This is a genomic window from Rufibacter sp. JT3400010, assembly GCF_054956755.1.
Genome location: NZ_JBUDXA010000016.1, coordinates 73,317 through 87,110, shown reverse-complemented (window position 1 = coordinate 87,110; position 13,794 = coordinate 73,317). Strand labels below are relative to the sequence as shown.

The window sequence follows — 13,794 nt, the reverse complement described above, 5'->3', positions numbered from 1 at the left end:
CTCTATGATTCTAGATTCAAAGATTCCCGACGGGCCATTGGCCGAAAAATGGGACAAGCATAAATTCAATGTGAAGCTGGTAAACCCGGCTAACAAACGTAAATATGATGTGATTGTGGTAGGAACCGGTCTTGCCGGAGCTTCTGCCGCTGCTACCTTGGCTGAACTGGGCTACAACGTAAAGGCATTCTGCTATCAGGACAGCCCGCGTCGTGCCCACTCCATTGCAGCCCAAGGCGGTATCAATGCTGCCAAAAACTACCAGAACGACGGTGACAGCGTGTACCGCTTGTTCTATGACACCATCAAAGGTGGTGACTACCGCGCCCGCGAAGCCAACGTGTATCGTCTGGCCCAAGTGAGCGTGAACATCATTGACCAGTGCGTTGCGCAGGGTGTTCCCTTTGCCCGTGAGTACGGCGGATTACTGGCGAACCGTTCCTTTGGAGGTGCCCAGGTAAGCCGGACGTTCTACGCCCGGGGCCAAACCGGTCAGCAGTTGTTGTTGGGTGCCTACTCTGCCCTGAACCGTCAGATTGCCTACGGTAAAGTGAAGATGTACCCACGCACCGAGATGCTAGACCTGGTAATGGTAGACGGCAAAGCCCGCGGCATTGTAACCCGTCACTTAATTACTGGTAAAATTGAATCGCACAGCGCGCACGCTGTGATTCTGGCTACCGGTGGTTACGGCAACGTATTCTTCCTTTCCACTAATGCCATGGGTTCTAACACCACGGCCATCTGGAGAGCCCACAAGAAAGGTGCTTTGTTCGCGAACCCTTGCTTTACCCAGATTCACCCTACCTGTATTCCGGTATCGGGCGGTTACCAGTCTAAGCTGACGCTGATGTCTGAGTCCCTGCGGAACGACGGACGGGTTTGGGTACCCAAAGCCGTTGGCGACAACCGTGCGCCCGGTGATATTCCGGAAGAAGAGCGTGACTATTTCCTGGAGCGCAAATACCCTTCCTTCGGTAACTTGGTGCCTCGTGACGTGGCTTCCCGTAACGCCAAATTGGCCTGCGACGAAGGACGTGGCGTAGGAACTACCAAACTGGCCGTTTACCTTGACTTCGCCGATGCTATCAAGCGTGAAGGTTTAGACAAAATCAGCCAGAAATACGGGAACCTCTTTGACATGTACGCCAAAATAACCGGCGAGAACCCGTATGAGCAACCGATGCGGATTTACCCGGCGGTTCACTACACCATGGGCGGTCTTTGGGTAGATTATAACCTCATGACAACCGTACCTGGCTTGTACGCTACCGGTGAGTGTAACTTCTCTGACCACGGCGCTAACCGTTTAGGAGCTTCTGCCCTCATGCAAGGTTTGGCTGACGGATACTTTGTAATTCCGTATACCATTGGTGATTACCTGGCGCAGAACCCAACCACCCGAGTAGAGACTACTCACCCAGCATTTAAAGAGGCCGAAGCCAAAGTGCAGGCAGATGTGAACCGTCTGTTGAGCATCAACGGAACCAGAACGGTAGATGATTTCCACAAAGCCTTAGGCCATATCATGTGGGATTACTGCGGCATGGCCCGTAACGCGGAAGGCTTGCAGTACGCCAAGCAGGAAATCAGAAAACTGCGCGATGAGTTCTGGAGAGACGTAAAGATTCTTGGGGTGAACGAAGAACTGAACATCACTCTGGAGAAAGCTGGCCGTGTGGCCGACTTCCTGGAATTGGGTGAACTGATGGTAGATGACGCCCTGAACCGCAACGAATCGTGTGGTGGTCACTTCCGCGAGGAATACCAGACTCCAGAGAACGAAGCCCTAAGGGACGATGAGAACTACACGTACGTAGCCGCGTGGGAGTACACCGGTCCTAACCAACCGTCTGTGCTGCACAAAGAGGAGCTGAAGTTCGAGAACGTGAAACTGACGCAAAGAAGCTATAAATAATTACGAATCAGGAAATAAGAAACAGGAGATAAACTCCAGTAAGCTGTTGAGTGGCTCCTCTTTCATCCCTTCCTGATTCCAGATTCTTAATTCTTAATTGAAAAGAAAATGGCTGGTAATAATCCTAACAGCAAACCAATGAACCTGACGCTGAAAGTTTGGAGACAAAAGAACTTTCAGACAGCCGGTAAGCTGGAAACATATCAAATAAAAGATATCTCCCCGGAAATGTCCTTCCTAGAGATGATGGACGTGCTGAACGAGGACTTGCTCCTGAAAGGCATTGATCCCGTAGCGTTTGACCATGACTGCCGCGAAGGTATCTGCGGAATGTGCAGTCTGTACATCAACGGTCGGGCTCACGGACCAGAACGTGGTACCACCACCTGCCAGTTGCACATGCGCAAGTTCAATGACGGTGACACCATCACTATTGAGCCTTGGAGAGCAGGTCCGTTCCCGGTTCTGAAAGACCTTTGCACCGACCGTTCTGCCCTGGACAGAATCCAACAGGCGGGTGGTTACATCTCCGTGAACACCGGTGGGGTACCAGATGCAAACGAAATTCCGATTCCGAAGAACATTGCGGACAAAGCGTTTGACGCGGCAACCTGTATCCAGTGCGGTGCCTGTGTAGCAGCCTGTAAGAACGGCTCTGCCATGCTCTTTACCTCTGCCAAAGTTTCTCAGTTGGCTTTGTTGCCACAAGGTAAGGTAGAGCGGAAGACACGCGTGGAGAACATGGTGGCCCAAATGGACAAAGAAGGCTTTGGCGCTTGTACCAACATTGGTTCCTGCGCCGCGGAATGCCCGGTAGGTATCTCCTTGGAGAACATCGCCATGCTGAACCGCGAGTACATCAATGCTTCTTTCACGTCTGAAAACGTGTAAGTTTCCATTAGACTTTACAAAAGGGCGAAGCTTCTGAAAAGAGGCTTCGCCTTTTTGTTTTAGCCCTGTTTTCAGGAAAAGGCCGCCAAACGAAACCCATGCCTGACCTAAACGGTTCTACACATCTCATAAATTGCCGTAACTTTAGCTTCCCTACCCTGTTATACTAGCTTAACCAAGTTTCTGATGATACTCATTATATCAGGTACCAACCGACCTAATTCCATCACCCTCCAGGTAGCCAAACTCTACCAGCAACAGCTTACGGCCCGAGGGCAAGCCTCAGAAATTCTTGATTTACAGGATCTACCCTTAGACTTTGCCTCTCCCACCCTATACAAAAGCGAACTGTATTCGCAGGAGTTTCTCTGGCTTAGAAAACGGGTGGCCGAGGTACAGAAGATGGTCTTCATAGTGCCGGAATACAACTGCTCTTTCCCCGGAGTCCTGAAAGCGTTCATAGATGGCTTAGAGTACCCAGATGCATTACGCAGGAAAAAGGGAGCACTGGTAGGCCTTTCCACGGGTAGCCAGGGAGGCAACATTGCCTTGAGCCACCTCACCGATGTCCTGCATTACTGTGGCTTACACGTGCTGGCCCAAAAACCACGTTTCCCCTACATACACAAACACTTACAGGAAGGTCAGTTCACCAATCCCTTGTACCGCCAGCTTCTAGAGGAGCAGATTGAGGAGTTTCTTTCGTTTTAGATGTTCTCAGGTCTCCCCACAAGCCCTACCATTTGAGATACTATTCTGCACACTATGCCTCCACGCTGGCTTTAGTTATGATGCTACTTTTCAATTGAGATTGTACGGACAGGTCGCGACCTATCCTACGGTAGCAGAAAATTTTCATTTGCAAACCAGGGCAACCACAAGGGATTGCCCCTACAAACACAGCAATAGTATTAACCAGTTTAGTCCTAAAACCAAAAAAGAAGCCCTAAAACGAAATCGCTTTAGGGCTTCTTTTCAGAAAACAGGGCAAAAATGCCTAGTCCACGTTATCGTGCAGGAAACGGTTGTCTCCTAGTAATTCATTGTCATCGTTCAGGTTGAAACGGGAAATCTTCTGCTCAGAAGAAGGGATCACATTCTCCAGTTGCACATTTCTGCGCAGGTAAGCCGGAACCTCTAATTTCTCTTTGATAGAAGCATCTGAATAAGGATCTGTGGCACTCAAGTTACGAAGACGTGCCCGACGCTCATCCATTTTGCTAAGCTGAGGCTCTCTGGTTTCCTGAATGGGTTCAGGAATACTTACTTCTTCCTCATACCCAGGAGAAACCAACCCGCTATCTGCATCCAGGTCAAAAACGATTCGGTTGGTGTTCTCTGCTACGGGAGCTGGCTTGCGAACCGGCTCATTAGCTACTAACTGCGTAGCAGAAGCTGGCGGCGTTACCGAATAAGTAGTAGAAACGACAGGAGCAACTGGTTCAATAACTGGTTCAGTTACTGCCTGAGGCGCAGTAGCTCCAACTGGTGCTGCTGCCTCAAAAGACTTTTTTGGTGCGGGAAGGCTTTCGATTTCGCGAGCAAAACCGGTGGCTATCACTGTTACTCTAATGCTGGCACCCAACGAAGAATCAATTCCGTGCCCGAAGATCACCTCAGAGTCATCGCCGGCTTTCTCCTGAATGTAATCGGTGATCTCGGTCAGTTCATCCATCTCCAATTCAGCCTGATCACCTGACATAATGGAAAGAAGGATTTTCTGAGCTCCGTGAATGTCAGTGTTGTTCAACAATGGAGAAGAAAGGGATTCTTCAGCGGCACGCAGGGCTCTGTTCTCGCCTTCGGTAATGGCAGAGCCCATCACCGCTGCACCAGAGTCCTTCATCACCGTTTTCACGTCTTCAAAGTCCACGTTCACCTCAGAAGTTACCGTAATGATCTCAGCAATAGACTTAGCGGCAGTGGTTAAAACGTTATCTGCTTTGGCAAACGCTGCTCTGATAGGCAGGTTCCCAAACATTTCACGCAGTTTATCATTCAAGATAACCAGAACGGTATCACAGTTCTCGCTGAGTTCTTTGATTCCGTTATCGGCGGCAGTGCGTTTCTTACGACCTTCAAATGCAAAAGGAGCCGTGACAATACCTACCGTTAAGATGTCCATCTCCTTCGCCACTTTGGCGATGACCGGCGCGGCACCGGTTCCGGTTCCGCCGCCCATACCCGCCGTGATGAAGACCATTTTGGTGTGGGCCCCTAACAGTTCTCTTATCTCTTCTTTGCTTTCTAAGGCAGCTTGCTTGCCACGTTCTGGGTTAGCCCCTGCGCCAAGACCTTCAGTGAGGGTAGTTCCAATCTGAAGCTTGTTAGGCACACTGCTACTTTTCAACGCCTGTTCATCGGTATTGCACACCACAAACTCCACGTCCTTAATGCCTTGGTTGAACATGTGGTTCACGGCATTGCTTCCCCCTCCGCCAACACCAATTACCTTGATGATGGATTTAGAGTGTGATGGCACATCAAACTTGTACGATGAAAAACTCATGTTATCCCTCCTGAAATTACGCGTTAATAGTTCTGTTGCTTATCGTCAAAATCATCGATCAGCATGCTTTTGGTACGCTCTACAATCTTACTGAAGAAACCTACCCCACCCCCACTGCTGCTTGGCTTCTGAACTGGCTTCGCTTCATTCGCACTCCGGACAGCCGGGGTGTTGGTCATTTCTGTGTAACGGTTCACCCGCTCATCCAGCGCTTGATAGCCAGCCAGGACCAAACCTACGGTAGTTGCGAACATTGGGCTCTTAACAGAGTCTATCTTGCTCTTTCCCAAATGCTCATTCGGATATCCGATACGGGCATCAAGGCCTGTCAAGTACTCTACTAGTTGCACCAGGTTCTGCAGTTGCGCCCCGCCTCCGGTAATCACAACACCTGCCGCCAATTGGTTGGCATACCCGCTTCTAACAATTTCTGAGTAAACGAGTTCAACAATCTCCTCCATTCTTGCCTCAATAATGAAAGCAAGGTTCTTGAGAGAGATTTCTTTGGGAGTGCGGTCACGTAAGCCGGGGATAGAAACAATCTCATTATCAGAGGCTTCATCGGCTATCGCCTTCCCGAAACGCACTTTCAGTTGCTCGGCTTGGTTCTGCATCACCATGCAGCCCTGTTTGATATCAGAAGTAATGATGTTCCCTCCAAACGGAAGAACTGCCGTGTGCCGGATGATATTGTCTTTGAAGATAGCCAGATCTGTGGTACCACCTCCAATGTCAATCAGGGCAACGCCGGCTTCGCGCTCTTCTTCGCTCAGCACAGACATGCAAGACGCCAAGGGCTCCAGGATGAGTTGATCAATCTCCAGACCAGCACGACTAATGCATTTGGTGATGTTGTTCACCGCATTGGATTGGGCCGTAATGATGTGGAAGTTCCCTTCCAGGCGCACGCCAGACATACCCACAGGGTCCATGATGCCGTCTTCGTAATCTACTTTGTAGTCTTGTGGCATTACGTGAATGATCTCACTGCCCGGCGGAGTCACCAGACGGTACATATCATTGGTAAGACGGTTAATGTCCTCTACGGTAATCTCACTGTCCAAAGAGGTGCGGGTAATGCTTCCGTTGTGCTGCAGACTTTTGATGTGCTGCCCGGCAATACCCACGTTCACCACTTTGATATCAATTCCCGATTGTTCCTCTGCCTGTCTGATTGCTTTCTTGATGGCTTCAACCGTTTTATCAATGTTGCTCACCATGCCCCGCACCACTCCTTCAGATACTGCTTTCCCCAAGCCAAGGATCTCTAGCTTGCCGTACTCATTCTTTCTACCTACCAGCGCGCAAATTTTGGTTGTTCCAATGTCTAAGCCTACAACTATTTTGTCGTTCTGCGTCATGTTATTAACTATTCACAAATAATCTGATCCTTGTATTCTACATTCAAGCGGCTGTATTTATCCCAGCCCACCACTGGCATTACTTCTTTATAGAAGATGAAGAGCTTTCTGAATTTCTCTTCCACATGAACCGGTTTCCCAAACTCAATGTGCTGATCGCCCACCTGTGTCAAAAAACTAACCTTGCCCTTTTCGTCAATGTCCATGTGGGCAAGCTGCGCGTTCCAAAACGGGTCTTTTTCAATGTACCGTAGCAGAGACAAATAAGCGGTGCCCACTGAGTCCTGAAAAAACGAACCGCCTTTGGAAGTTGTATTCACTGAAGATGTCACAGGCAGGACATGGGCCGTGTACAAAGCCGATAAAGGAAGTTGATTTCCTTCTTCGTCCAGGTATACGTCCTTTTCAGTGCTTAGCAACCGGGCAATAGGTCGGTTTTGCTGTATCGTGACATTGATATTGCCTTCCAAATCACGAGAGACCTCCGCTTGTCTTACAAATTTATGCGATTTAATCCGCATTTCCAGTTGCTTGAGATCAATCTCCTGCTTTTTCATTCCCGTGAGCGGCTGACGTCCGTTACGGGTCAGCAGCGCCATCACTTCCGATTCACTAAGGAAGTAATTGTTATACTCATTATCAATTTTAATATTGACTTTTTTGCATATTTTTTCCTCCTGTTTTGCCTTAGAAAATCCTGCTAAAAAAACAAATCCCCCCATGCAAAATACCGCAAATAGAAGCGCTTTGACCTTTCTATTCCAATACATGGTCCTTTTCCTCCAATACGTTTTTAATCTCTGGAACCAAGGCATCTATATCCCCAGCACCGATAGTAGCTAACACCTTAAAATCCAAATCCTTTGACAACAATTTGACCACTTCTTTTTTAGATAAAAGAAGTTTATCTGTCTTTAATTGCTCAAACAGCAGTGCTGATGTAATACCAGGAAGGGGTAACTCCCGGGCCGGATAAATATCCAAGAGCCATACCTCATCTGCGAGGTCTAAACTCCGGGCAAATTCTTCCAAAAAGTCGCGGGTGCGAGTAAATAAGTGGGGCTGAAAAATTACTCTCAGTTTCTGCCCGGGGTACAGCGCCCTTACCGAATGGAGGAACGCCTCAATTTCCCTGGGGTGATGTGCATAATCGTCTAAATATACTCTTTTTTCAGACGCATATACCTTTTCAAACCTTCTTTTTACACCCGTATAGGCTGTAATTCCTGACTGAATTTTTTCTACCGGAACGCCAACCAATGAAACGGCTTGGGCAGCTGCCAAAGCATTTTCCACGTTATGAAAACCGGGCACCTGCAAAGCAGTTGTAGGCAACAGGAAGTTCCGCCCTTTGGCAGAAAATTTCATAACTCCGTCTGCTATTTGCACGCCTTCCGCAGCTAATTCCTCTTTTTCAAGACCATATTTTATGACCGTCACCGAAGAATTTACCGCCTGGGCCAAGCTCTGGTCGGCGGTATGGTTGAGCAGTAAATAACCGTTGGGTTTTATCTGCCGCACAAACTGCCGGAACGACTCTACTAGCGCTTCTTTTTCGCCATATATATCCAGGTGATCTGGATCTGTAGAAGTAACAATAGCAATGTCCGGGTGCAGCGTCAGAAACGAACGGTCATACTCATCGGCCTCAACCACGGCCAAGGCCCGCTCCTCTTGCTGGTGCGGCAACAACAGGTTTGAACCTAAATCGGTGGAAATACCCCCTAAAAAGGCGGAGGTGGAAACCCCGGCGTGGTGCAACAGGTGCGCCACCATGCTGGAAGTAGTGGTTTTCCCGTGCGTACCCGCTACAGCTACCAAGTATTGGTCCTGCGTTAAAAGCCCCAGCACCTGTGACCGTTTCATGATGGTAAAGCCTTCTTCTACCAGGTACTGCCGTTCTGAATGATTTGCTGGTACGGCAGGCGTCAGAATCACGAGCGTTTCAGCCTTATTTTCTCTAAAAGAGGCTGGAATCAGCTGCACATTATCCTCAAAATGAATGGACGCGCCCTCTTCTCCCAACTTCTGGGTTAAAGGAGTAGGCGTTTTATCATAACCTGCTACCGTGAACCCTTTGGCCAAAAACCAACGGGCCAGGGCGCTCATGCCAATGCCTCCTATGCCTAGAAAATAGATATGGCGGTATTGGTGCAGGTTCATCTGATCAGTTTTAAAAGTTCCTGAACAATGGCCTCCGCTGCCTGGGGTTTTCCCAACTGGGCAATGTTTTCCCGCAAGGTTTGCTGCCGGGCCGGATTTTTGGCCAGCTCAAATGCCGCATCCCACAATTTCTGCGAAGCCTCCACGTCTTTCACCAGCACCGCCGCGTCTTTCTGCACCAAAGCCATTGCGTTTTTGGTCTGATGGTCTTCGGCTACGTTGGGCGAGGGCACCAGAATAGACGGTTTCATCGCCAGGCACAACTCTGAAATAGATAAAGCCCCAGCGCGGGAAATTACCACATCGGCGGCGGCATACGCCAAGTCCATGCGTTTGATAAAATCAGAAGCTTTGATCTGGTCGGCGGGATATTCTCTAACGGCCGTTTCAGCCGTTGGGAAAAACAGCTTTCCGGTTTGCCAGATGAGGTTGTAGCCTGCTTCCTGTATTTTTTGCAGCGCCTGTTCGGTGCTCTGGTTCAGGGTACGGGCCCCTAAACTCCCGCCAATCACCAGAAAGGTCAAGCGGTCAGGGTTGAGCCCGAAGAACTGCATGGCTTCGGTGCGTTTCCCGTCCAGTTCGGTAATATCCCGGCGCACCGGATTGCCGGTGAGCACAAGCTTGGCGCTGGGGAAGTACTTGTACATGCTGTCATAGGCCACGCAGACTTTGTCTACTTTGTTGGCCAGCAGCTTATTGGTGATACCCGCGTGAGAATTCTGTTCCTGAATGAGGGACGGAATCCCCATTTTGGTAGCCGCATACAGCAACGGTCCGCTGGCGTAGCCGCCCACGCCCACCACGGCATCGGGCTTGAAATCTTTGATGATCTTGTACGACTTCCGAACACTGGAAATCACCTTCAAAGGGAACGACAGGTTGTCCATAGTCAGGCGGCGCTGCAGCCCACTGATCCACAGACCAATGATTTTATAACCCGCTTCCGGCACCCGCGTCATCTCCATACGGCCCATGGCACCCACAAACAAGATCTCCGCCGACGGGTAAAGCCGTTTGATCTCGTTTGCGATGGCTACCGCCGGATAGATATGCCCACCCGTGCCGCCACCGCTGATGATGAATCTATAGTTTTTCTCAGGCATGCGTCAAGACATTAGCAGGTTTGTTCACGGTATGCGCCGAAGCAATCTTCGCTTCATGCTCGCTGCGGCTCACACTCAGGATAATCCCGATGGAAATACCGGTAAAGATCAGGGAGGTTCCTCCCATACTGAGTAGCGGAAGCGGCAGACCCGTGATTGGTCCCAAGCCTACAGCCACGCCCATGTTCACCATGGCCTGAATGACCAGACTGAAACTGATACCCGCGGACAGTAATCCGCCGAAGGCTCCCAAACTGTTGGTGACCGCCATCATCCCTCGGTAGAGGAAGGCTAGGTACAGGAAGAGAATGACGGCCCCTCCTACCATGCCGTATTCCTCAATGATGATGGCGTAAATAAAGTCAGAGTACGGGTGAGGCAGCACGTTGCGCTGGTCTGAGTTTCCGGGGCCTTTTCCTAAAACCCCGCCCGTGGCGATGGCGATGTAGGACTGCTCTAACTGGAATACGGTGTTTTCCTCGTCCATGAAATTCTCAATCCGGCTGAGTGCCGTTTGCGCCCTTTGACCCAGGAATAGCGCAATAGACCCAAATATCGCCCCCACCGCGATCATGATGAAAATGGATTTCATGGGAATCCGGCCAATGAACATGAGCAAAAGGCAGGTCAAAAACAGCAGCAAGCCGGTAGAGATGTTACTCATGGCAATCAGGCCACAGATCAAGCCGCTCCACAGAAACAGCGGAATCAACGTCTGCTTGGATTCAATATCCATCTGCCGTTTGCTCAGGATACTGGCCAGATAGGAAATCAACGCCAGTTTCGCCAAATCTGAAGGTTGGAAGGTTTGGTTGATAATAGGAATAGTCAGCCAACGCGAAGCCTCGTTGATGTTGGAGCCTTTCAGATACGTGTAGATGAGCAAGGGTACCGAGAAAATAAGGGCCAGTAAGCTCAGTTTAGCGTAGTACCGGTAATTGATTTTGTGCGCGAGCCACACAAACGCTAACCCGATGAAGATGAGGCTGGAGTGTTTGAACAGGTAATACTCGGTGTTGCCTCCCATTTTTTTGTACGCCAAAGTACCCGTGGCCGAGTACACGACGGCAATACTGATGAGCCCGAAAGACAAGACGATTCCCCACAAAATGGGGTCGCCTTTCAAGTTATCGCGAAGCCAGTTTTTGATAGGTGTCATGCTACGGTTGGATTAAGGGCGGCTACTGCCTGGGCAAAGGCCTGGCCCCGGTGTTCGTAATTATTGAAAAGGTCAAAGCTGGCGCAGGCCGGAGAAAGCAATACCACATCACCGGGTTGCGCAAGATCTTTGGCTAATTGCACGGCTTCCTGTACCTCCTGCGTTTCTACCATTTTAAGGCCGGTTTGCGAAAAAGAGGCGAAAAGCTTGCTGTTGTCTACCCCCAGGCACACAATAGCCTTCACTTTCTCCTGCACCAACGGCAGCAACGTGGTGTAGTCATTGCCTTTGTCTTTTCCGCCTACTACCCACACAATAGGCTGTTGAATTCCGTCCAGCGCGTACCAAACCGCTTCCACGTTGGTGGCTTTGGAATCATTGATGAAGCGAACACCGTCAATCTCACCAACCGGTTGCAACCTATGCTCGGCATTCTGGAACGTTCCCAGTGCTTCTTCAATCTGCTCTGGCGCTATGCCCACTAGCAACGCCGCACCTACTGCGGCCATGGTGTTGTACTGATTGTGCTGCCCAATTAACGGTAATTTAGAAGTGTCTACTTTTGCACTGATTTGCGCAAAAGAGCCTAGAATAGCCGGTCCTTGGTATTGAATGACCAGTCCTTCTGTTTCTTTCAACCCGAAAGGCACCTGGGTACCCGGCACCTCATGGACAGCACGGTATTTCTGGATTTCGGCATCATCCTGGTTGAAGAGGAAGTACTCCGCAGAAGTCATGTTCTGCGCCACGCGGAACTTGGCAGCCGCGTACTTCTCCATCTGGTATTCGTAGCGGTCCAAATGGTCTGGCGTGATGTTCAGCAGAATACCGATGTGCGCTTTGAAGCTGTACATGTTGTCTAGCTGAAAACTACTCAGTTCAACCACGTAGTAGTCATAGCCGCCCTCCAGCACTTTCCCCGCCAGGCTCTCTCCTACGTTCCCGGCCAAAGCCACCTTCAAACCCGCACTTTTCAGCAAGTGATAAGTCAGCAGCGTGGTAGTGGTTTTGCCGTTGGTGCCAGTAATACAAATGAATTTGCCCGTGGCATACCGTCCCGCAAACTCAATCTCAGAGATGATGGGAATGTTTCTTTCTACTGCTCCCTGAATTACCGGAGCCGTGTCTGGAATACCCGGACTTTTGATGATTTCAACGGCCGCAAAGATTTGCTCCAGCGTATGGGTTCCTTCCTCAAAGGGAATCTGCGCCTGGGTCAGTTGCGCCCGGTACTTTTCTGCAATAGAGCCGCGGTCTGAGACGAACACGTCAAAGCCCCTGGCTTGTGCCAACAAGGCTGCTCCTACGCCGCTCTCCCCTGCTCCTAGTATGGCTATTTTTTGCATTATAAATTATTTGATTGAATCCTGTTCTAAGCTTATTTTCTAAAAAGAGGCTGAAATCAGCTTATCTCAATTTTAGAGTTACTAAGGTCAATATCGCCAGCATGATACCTACTGTCCAGAAGCGGGATACAATCTTGGACTCATGGTAGCCAAGCTTCTGGTAGTGGTGGTGCAGGGGCGACATCTTGAAAATGCGGCGACCCTCGCCGTATTTCCTTTTGGTGTATTTGAAATAGCTCACCTGCAGCATCACCGAGAGGTTTTCTACCAGGAAAATGCCGCAGAGAATGGGGATTAAAAGCTCTTTTCGTAAAATCAGAGCTAAAACCGCGATGATTCCCCCGATGGATAAGGAACCGGTATCGCCCATGAACACCTGCGCGGGGTACGAGTTGTACCACAGGAAACCCACGCAGGCCCCCACGAATGCGGTACAGAAAATCACCAGTTCGCCGGTGTTGGGAATGTACATGATGTCAAAATAATCGGCGAAAACGGAGTTACCAGAAACCCAGGCGAATACCGCTAGGGTGGTCCCGATGATAGCCGAAGTTCCTGCTGCCAAACCGTCAATGCCATCGGTGATGTTAGCGCCGTTAGATACGGCCGTGATGATGATGATCACCAGCGGGATGTACAGGAAACGGGCGTAAGAACCCAGCAACGGACTCGCGAAGCTGAAGAAATGATGGTAATCCAACTCATTGTTCTTGGTGAAAGGCACCGTGGTGATCATTTTCCGGACATCTTGGTAGGAGTTGGAAAAATCAATAGCGGTCAAGCCTTTGGCCGTGATGTACTGTCTCACCACCACATCTTCGGAGAAAAACAGCGTCAGCCCCACAATCAGTCCTAAGCCTATCTGGCCTAAAATCTTGAACCGACCGGCCAAGCCTTCCTTGTTTTTGCGGAATACTTTAATGTAATCATCCAGAAACCCGATGGCCCCCAACCAGACGGTGGAAACCAACATGAGCAGAATGTAGACGTTGTTGAGTCGGGCGAAAAGTACGGTAGGCAGCAAAATGGCGAGCAGGATGATGAGACCGCCCATGGTAGGCGTGCCTCTTTTCTCCAGCTGTCCTTCCAGGCCCAAATCCCGGATAGACTCGCCCACTTGCTTGCGGTGCAGCAACCGTATGAGGCGCCCCCCGAAAATCATGGCGATCAAAAGCGAAAACAGCGCCGCCAATCCCGCCCTGAACGAGATGTAACGCATCACGCCCGCTCCGTAGAAGTCAAATTGCCGGTCTAGAAAATCAAAAAGGTAATAAAGCATCCGTTTCTTAGTATCAAAAGAAGGCAGGTTCTGCCCGTCCTTCTTAGGTCATGTTCTGTTATTCG

Annotated in this window: 11 protein-coding genes; 3 read left to right on the top strand and 8 right to left on the bottom strand. The window is 49.9% G+C overall.

Annotated features, from left to right (window positions below):
- The first annotated feature begins 4 nt into the window (after positions 1–4).
- From ACY0JR_RS14715 to ACY0JR_RS14705, 3 genes are all read left to right on the top strand, one after another.
- Positions 5–1,918, top strand: a complete 1,914-nt coding sequence (locus tag ACY0JR_RS14715) for a fumarate reductase/succinate dehydrogenase flavoprotein subunit (RefSeq protein WP_462634869.1) — start codon at positions 5–7, stop codon at positions 1,916–1,918.
- 138 nt (positions 1,919–2,056) lie between these two features.
- Entirely contained in the window at positions 2,057–2,809 is a 753-nt protein-coding gene (locus ACY0JR_RS14710) for a succinate dehydrogenase/fumarate reductase iron-sulfur subunit (protein WP_462634895.1), read from the top strand.
- Positions 2,810–2,995: 186 nt separating this feature from the next.
- Positions 2,996–3,520, top strand: a complete 525-nt coding sequence (locus tag ACY0JR_RS14705) for an NADPH-dependent FMN reductase (protein ID WP_462634868.1) — start codon at positions 2,996–2,998, stop codon at positions 3,518–3,520.
- A gap of 286 nt (positions 3,521–3,806) precedes the next feature.
- On the opposite strand, the gene ftsZ is transcribed toward ACY0JR_RS14705, so the two are convergent.
- From ftsZ to mraY, 8 genes are all read right to left on the bottom strand, one after another.
- Positions 3,807–5,318 carry a cell division protein FtsZ gene (gene ftsZ / locus ACY0JR_RS14700; RefSeq protein WP_462634866.1) on the bottom strand — a complete coding sequence of 504 codons (1,512 nt, stop codon included), beginning with the start codon at positions 5,316–5,318 and terminating at the stop codon, positions 3,807–3,809.
- A 23-nt stretch (positions 5,319–5,341) separates the two neighbouring features.
- Positions 5,342–6,679, bottom strand: coding sequence for a cell division protein FtsA (ftsA, locus tag ACY0JR_RS14695; RefSeq protein WP_462634865.1), 1,338 nt, complete (start codon positions 6,677–6,679; stop codon positions 5,342–5,344).
- A gap of 8 nt (positions 6,680–6,687) precedes the next feature.
- The gene (locus ACY0JR_RS14690) at positions 6,688–7,449 is read right to left on the bottom strand and encodes a cell division protein FtsQ/DivIB (protein WP_462634864.1); all 762 of its coding nucleotides are present in this window, start codon (positions 7,447–7,449) and stop codon (positions 6,688–6,690) included.
- A complete protein-coding gene (gene murC / locus ACY0JR_RS14685; RefSeq protein ID WP_462634863.1) occupies positions 7,436–8,842 on the bottom strand; it encodes a UDP-N-acetylmuramate--L-alanine ligase in 1,407 nt (468 codons plus the stop codon). Before murC ends, ACY0JR_RS14690 begins: the two co-directional genes overlap by 14 nt.
- Complete coding sequence (gene murG / locus ACY0JR_RS14680) at positions 8,839–9,945, bottom strand: undecaprenyldiphospho-muramoylpentapeptide beta-N-acetylglucosaminyltransferase (RefSeq protein ID WP_462634862.1); 1,107 nt, start codon at positions 9,943–9,945, stop codon at positions 8,839–8,841. The genes murC and murG overlap by 4 nt, the downstream gene beginning before the upstream one ends.
- Positions 9,938–11,104 carry an FtsW/RodA/SpoVE family cell cycle protein gene (locus ACY0JR_RS14675; protein WP_462634861.1) on the bottom strand — a complete coding sequence of 389 codons (1,167 nt, stop codon included), beginning with the start codon at positions 11,102–11,104 and terminating at the stop codon, positions 9,938–9,940. Before ACY0JR_RS14675 ends, murG begins: the two co-directional genes overlap by 8 nt.
- A complete protein-coding gene (gene murD, locus ACY0JR_RS14670) occupies positions 11,101–12,450 on the bottom strand; it encodes a UDP-N-acetylmuramoyl-L-alanine--D-glutamate ligase (RefSeq protein ID WP_462634860.1) in 1,350 nt (449 codons plus the stop codon). The genes ACY0JR_RS14675 and murD overlap by 4 nt, the downstream gene beginning before the upstream one ends.
- A 61-nt stretch (positions 12,451–12,511) precedes the next feature.
- Positions 12,512–13,729, bottom strand: coding sequence for a phospho-N-acetylmuramoyl-pentapeptide-transferase (gene mraY, locus ACY0JR_RS14665; RefSeq protein ID WP_462634859.1), 1,218 nt, complete (start codon positions 13,727–13,729; stop codon positions 12,512–12,514).
- Positions 13,730–13,794 lie beyond the last annotated feature (65 nt).

Excerpts from the sequence above, each read along its gene's own strand:
- ACY0JR_RS14715 (WP_462634869.1), top strand. The coding sequence starts at position 5 with ATGATTCTAGATTCAAAGATTCCCGACGGGCCATTGGCCGAAAAATGG.
- ACY0JR_RS14710 (WP_462634895.1), top strand. The coding sequence starts at position 2,057 with ATGAACCTGACGCTGAAAGTTTGGAGACAAAAGAACTTTCAGACAGCC.
- ACY0JR_RS14705 (WP_462634868.1), top strand. The coding sequence starts at position 2,996 with ATGATACTCATTATATCAGGTACCAACCGACCTAATTCCATCACCCTC.
- ftsZ (WP_462634866.1), bottom strand. The coding sequence starts at position 5,318 with ATGAGTTTTTCATCGTACAAGTTTGATGTGCCATCACACTCTAAATCC.
- ftsA (WP_462634865.1), bottom strand. The coding sequence starts at position 6,679 with ATGACGCAGAACGACAAAATAGTTGTAGGCTTAGACATTGGAACAACC.
- ACY0JR_RS14690 (WP_462634864.1), bottom strand. The coding sequence starts at position 7,449 with ATGTATTGGAATAGAAAGGTCAAAGCGCTTCTATTTGCGGTATTTTGC.
- murC (WP_462634863.1), bottom strand. The coding sequence starts at position 8,842 with ATGAACCTGCACCAATACCGCCATATCTATTTTCTAGGCATAGGAGGC.
- murG (WP_462634862.1), bottom strand. The coding sequence starts at position 9,945 with ATGCCTGAGAAAAACTATAGATTCATCATCAGCGGTGGCGGCACGGGT.
- ACY0JR_RS14675 (WP_462634861.1), bottom strand. The coding sequence starts at position 11,104 with ATGACACCTATCAAAAACTGGCTTCGCGATAACTTGAAAGGCGACCCC.
- murD (WP_462634860.1), bottom strand. The coding sequence starts at position 12,450 with ATGCAAAAAATAGCCATACTAGGAGCAGGGGAGAGCGGCGTAGGAGCA.
- mraY (WP_462634859.1), bottom strand. The coding sequence starts at position 13,729 with ATGCTTTATTACCTTTTTGATTTTCTAGACCGGCAATTTGACTTCTAC.